Origin of the sequence: Streptomyces hirsutus, assembly GCF_001418415.1 — a bacterium.
GTDB lineage: Bacteria > Actinomycetota > Actinomycetes > Streptomycetales > Streptomycetaceae > Streptomyces > Streptomyces hirsutus.
The window spans coordinates 1-4,863 of the sequence record NZ_LIQT01000184.1 but is presented as its reverse complement, the minus strand read 5'-3'; the positions used below and the strand labels follow the sequence as shown (position 1 = coordinate 4,863).

Here is a 4,863-nt window from a genome sequence, read left to right as displayed (position 1 = left end):
GGTCGGCCGCCGCCACCTGCGCTCCAACAACAGCTGGATGCACAACGTGCCCGCCCTCACCGGCGGCACCAACCGGTGCACCCTGCAGATCCACCCCGACGACGCCGAACGCCTCGGCGTCCGGGACGGGCAGCCGGTACGCGTCCGGGGCGCCGGGGGAGAGGTGACCGCACCCGCCGAAGTGACCGACGGTCTGCGCCGGGGCGTGGTGAGCCTGCCGCACGGCTGGGGCCACGACCGGCCCGGCACCCGGCTGCGGCACGCGGCGGCCGATCCCGGCGTCAACGTCAACCAACTGCTCGACGGCAGCCTCCTCGACCCGCTGTCGGGCAACGCCGTGCTCAATGGGGTGCCCGTCGAGATCGCGCCCGGGGCCGCGTCCGAGGGGGTACCCGGAACGGCATCAGGACCGGTCACGTGACCGAAAGGCGCGAAAGGCGCAGCAGGCCTTCACCGCGCTGACCCGAGCAGGGCTGCGACCCGGTGTTCCGCGCCTGCCGTCGCCCTCCGCCCGGCCTGCGACCGTCTTGACCGGGTCGCCGCCTCCGCCGGGGAGGACCGGTACGGGGAGGACCGGTACGGAGTGGGGCGATACGGAGTGGGGCGATACGGGTCCGGTATTGATCGGATCCGGCGCCGGATCGGGCCGGATCGGGCCGAATGAGTTCGTCCGCTTTCTCATCTGGTGGACGGTGACGTCCGATCCCGCCCCGCGTCTTCCCTCTGTCGCCTACATTCCGTTAGCTTCCGTGACTCATACGTCTCGTACGGCCCCGTCCGGCCCCGTACGGCCCGCGCGAGGCGTCCGACCGCGGAGCACCAGCGCCCTGACGAGCCCCCGGGGGCACCCTCATGACACGCGCCATCTCCCTGCACGACGTGAGCAAGGCCTACGCCCGCGGTGTACGCGTGGTCGACCGGCTGTCGCTGGACATCGCGCCCGGCGAGTTCCTCGTCCTGCTCGGCCCCTCCGGCTGCGGCAAGTCCACCGTGCTCCGGATGATCGCCGGTCTGGAGGAGATCGACGAGGGCCTGCTGTTCCTCGACGGCGAGTACGGCAACGACCTGCCGCCGTCCGGCCGGGACATGGCGATGGTGTTCCAGAACTTCGCCCTCTACCCGAGCATGACCGGCCGCGACAACATCGGCTTCCCCCTGCGCATCGAGGCCCCCGGCGTCGACCCCCGGGCCCGGGTGGACGCCACCGCCCGCATGCTGGGCATCGAGGACCTCCTCGACCGCTTCCCCGCCCAGCTGTCCGGTGGCGAACGCCAGCGGGTCGCCATGGGCCGGGCCATCGCCCGCCACCCCTCCGCCTTCCTGATGGACGAGCCGCTGTCCAACCTCGACGCCAAGCTGCGCAGCCGACTGCGCGCCGAGATCGCGCAGCTCACCCGCGACCTGGGCGTCACCACCGTCTACGTCACCCACGACCAGGCCGAGGCCATGTCGCTCGGCGACCGGGTCGCCGTGCTGCGCGGCGGAGTCCTGCAACAGGTCGGCAGCCCCCGCGCGGTCTACTCGCTGCCGAGCAACGTCTTCGTCGCCGCGTTCATCGGCACCCCGCGCATCAACCTGCTGCGCGGGGTGGTCCGTGCGCCGCTCGACGGCGCGATGACCATCAGCCTGGGCAAGCAGTTCCTGCGGCTGCCCGAACCCCTCTGCCCGGACCACCGGTTGCTGCGGGTGCAGCAGGGCCGCGAGGTCATCGTGGGCCTGCGCTCCGAAGCCGTTCGGATAGCCCCCGGGTTCACGGGACCGCGTGAGCCGGGCACGGCCTCCCGCGGACCGGGGCGGGCCCCGTCGGGCGGTGCCGTCCGCCCCGGGGAGTCGGCGCTCACCGGTCTGGTGGAGCACGTGGAGTTCCAGGGCCATGAGGCCCTGGTCCACTTCAACACCGGTTCCCGCCCCGCCGTGGTCCCCGAGCTGGAGGCTCCGTGTCCGCGTCCCGGACGCCCGTCCCGGCGCCGCCGCCGCGAGGGCGGTGGCAGCGTCCTGGACCGGCTGCGGGCGCGGACCGGCGGGTTACGGGCCGGGGGCGACGTCCCGGGGGAGCCGGCCGAGCGGGCGCAGCCGCAGCCCGCCCCCGGCGGGCCCCGGCTGCCCGGCGACCTCGTCGTCCGCACCACCCCGGACATCCGCCTCCGGCACGGCATGCAGGTGCCGCTCCTGGTCGACATCGCCCACCTGTTCGTCTTCGACCAGCACGGCGAACGGATCTGCCCCAACCCGGCGCAGCTGCCCGACCTGGACGAGTGACGTCGCGGCCCCGTCCGGACGCACCCCTATCCGCACCGGTCGCCGCCGAGCCGGGGCCGTGTCCCCCTGGCGTCATTAAATTAGCGCCGCTAGTTTATGGGGTGGACGACGACGCCCCGCCCCGGAGGAAGTGCGATGAAGGCATACGACGGCATGTACATCGACGGCGCCTGGCGCCCCGCGGCCGGTCCGGACGTGATCGAGGTCGTGAACCCGGTCGACGGGCAGGTGATCGCCACCGTCCCCGCGGGCACGGTCGAGGACGTGGACGCCGCAGTGCGGGCGGCCCGTGCCGCCCTCCCCGCCTGGGCCGCGACCCCGCCCGCCGAGCGCGGGGCCCGTCTCGCCGCCCTCCGGGACGTGCTGGTGGCCCGCCAGGACGAGATCGCGCAGACGGTGACCGCCGAACTCGGAGCACCCCTGAAGCTCTCGCGGACCGTGCACGCGGCCGTGCCGATCGCGGTGGCGGGCTCGTACGCCGAACTGGCGGCGACGTACCCCTTCGAGGAGCGGACGGGCAACTCGACCGTCCTCCACGAGCCGGTCGGTGTGGTCGGCGCGATCACCCCCTGGAACTATCCCCTGCACCAGATCGTCGCCAAGGCCGCCCCGGCGCTCGCCGCCGGCTGCACGATCGTCGTCAAGCCCGCCGAGGACACCCCGCTGGTCGCCCGGCTCCTCGCGGAGGCGGTGCACGAGGCCGGCGTCCCGGCGGGCGTGTTCAACCTGGTCACCGGCCTCGGCCCGGTGGCCGGCCAGGCCCTCGCCGAACACCCGGGCGTCGACCTGGTCTCCTTCACCGGCTCCACCGCCGTCGGCCGCCGGATCGGCGCCGTCGCCGCGGCCGCCGTCAAGAAGGTCGCCCTCGAACTCGGCGGCAAGTCCGCCAACGTGATCCTCCCCGGCGCCGACCTGGCACGGGCGGTCAACGTCGGGGTCGCCAACGTGATGTCCAACTCCGGCCAGACGTGCAGCGCCTGGACCCGCATGCTGGTCCACCGGGACCAGTACGACGAGGCCGTCGAGCTCGCCGCGGCCGCCGCCGCCAAGTACGGCGACCGCATCGGCCCCCTCGTCAACGCCAAGCAGCAGGAACGGGTGCGCGGTTACATCGAGAAGGGCGTCGCCGAGGGCGCGCGCCTGGTCGCCGGCGGCCCCGACGCGCCGCGCGAGCAGGGCTGCTTCGTCAGCCCCACCGTCTTCGCCGACGTCACCCCGGACATGACCATCGCCCAGGAGGAGATCTTCGGCCCCGTCCTGTCCGTCCTGCGCTACGAGGACGAGGAGGACGCCCTGCGGATCGCCAACGGCACCGTCTACGGACTCGCCGGCGCGGTCTGGGCCGCCGACGAGGCGCAGGCGACGGCGTTCGCCCGCCGCATGGAGACCGGACAGGTCGACATCAACGGCGGCCGCTTCAACCCCCTCGCGCCCTTCGGCGGTTACAAGCAGTCGGGCGTGGGCCGCGAACTCGGCGTGCACGGCCTGACCGAGTACCTCCAGACCAAGTCCCTCCAGTTCTGAGCCGGTTCCGAGCCGATTTCGACCCGGCTCGGTCCCAGTTCCTCGAGCACTGACCAAGTCCCTCCGGTTCCAGGGGAGTCCCACCACCATGGTTGTCCGCGCCGCCGTACTGCCCGCCGTCGACGCCCCGTTGGAGATCACGGGGATCGACCTGCCCGAGCCCGGCCCCGGCAAGGTCCGGGTCCGGCTCGCCGCAGCCGGGGTCTGCCACTCCGACCTGTCCCTGACCAACGGCACCATGCGTCTCCCGGTCCCGGCGGTGCTGGGCCACGAGGGGGCCGGCACGGTCGTCTCCGTCGGCGAGGGCGTCACCCATGTCGCGCCCGGCGACGGAGTCGTCCTCAACTGGGCGCCCTCCTGCGGTGCCTGCCCCGCCTGCGCGCGCGGCGAGGTGTGGCTGTGCTCCGAGGCCCTGAGCGGCGCCGCCGCGGTGCACGCCCACCGCGCCGACGACGGCACCGCGCTCTACCCCGGTCTGAACGTCGCCGTCTTCGCCGAGGAGACGGTGGTGCCCGCGTCCTGCATCCTGCCCGCCCCCGAGGGCGTGCCGCTCACCGAGGCCGCCCTGCTCGGCTGCGCCGTGCTCACCGGCTACGGCGCCGTCCACCACTGCGCGCAGGTCCGGCCGGGTGAGTCGGTCGCGGTGTTCGGCGTCGGGGGAGTGGGCCTCGCCGCCCTCCAGGCGGCCCGGATCGCGGGCGCGGCGACGATCGTCGCGGTCGACGTCTCCCCGGCGAAGGAGGAACTGGCCCGCTCCGCCGGGGCGACCNNGCACCGCGGTCGTCGGCATCGGCGGCAAGGACCAGCGGGTCACCTTCAACGCCCTGGAGATCTTCCACTGGGGCAGAACGCTGTCCGGCTGTGTCTACGGCAACTCCGACCCCGCCCGCGACCTCCCCGTCCTCGCCGGACACATCCGGGCCGGCCGGCTCGACCTGGGCGCCCTGGTGACGGAACGGATCGCCCTGGACGGCATCCCGGCCGCCTTCGACACCATGCTGGCGGGCAAGGGCGGGCGGGCCCTGGTGGTCTTCTAGAAGGACCCGGCGCGGCGAGCGGAGTTTCCCTCCGGGGCGGGGA

At 73.8% G+C, this 4,863-nt stretch carries 3 protein-coding genes and 2 pseudogenes; all 5 read left to right on the top strand.

From position 1 onward, the window contains the following. The coding region (locus AOK11_RS14600; protein WP_276204820.1) for a molybdopterin dinucleotide binding domain-containing protein at positions 1–421 on the top strand (421 nt) is incomplete at its 5' end. A gap of 431 nt (positions 422–852) precedes the next feature. Continuing rightward, positions 853–2,259, top strand: coding sequence for an ABC transporter ATP-binding protein (locus AOK11_RS14595; RefSeq protein WP_055594141.1), 1,407 nt, complete (start codon positions 853–855; stop codon positions 2,257–2,259). Between the two features lie 135 nt (positions 2,260–2,394). Then, positions 2,395–3,783 (top strand): aldehyde dehydrogenase family protein, encoded by a 1,389-nt coding sequence (locus tag AOK11_RS14590; protein ID WP_055594140.1) that lies wholly within the window; start codon positions 2,395–2,397, stop codon positions 3,781–3,783. Positions 3,784–3,871: 88 nt separating this feature from the next. Continuing rightward, positions 3,872–4,552, top strand: a pseudogene (locus AOK11_RS14585) (alcohol dehydrogenase catalytic domain-containing protein); the annotation flags it as partial. A gap of 2 nt (positions 4,553–4,554) precedes the next feature. Next, positions 4,555–4,820: pseudogene (locus tag AOK11_RS44905) on the top strand (alcohol dehydrogenase); the annotation flags it as partial. Between the last annotated feature and the right edge of the window lie 43 nt (positions 4,821–4,863).

Coding starts and splice junctions, on each gene's coding strand:
- AOK11_RS14595 (WP_055594141.1), top strand. CDS start 853: ATGACACGCGCCATCTCCCTGCACGACGTGAGCAAGGCCTACGCCCGC.
- AOK11_RS14590 (WP_055594140.1), top strand. CDS start 2,395: ATGAAGGCATACGACGGCATGTACATCGACGGCGCCTGGCGCCCCGCG.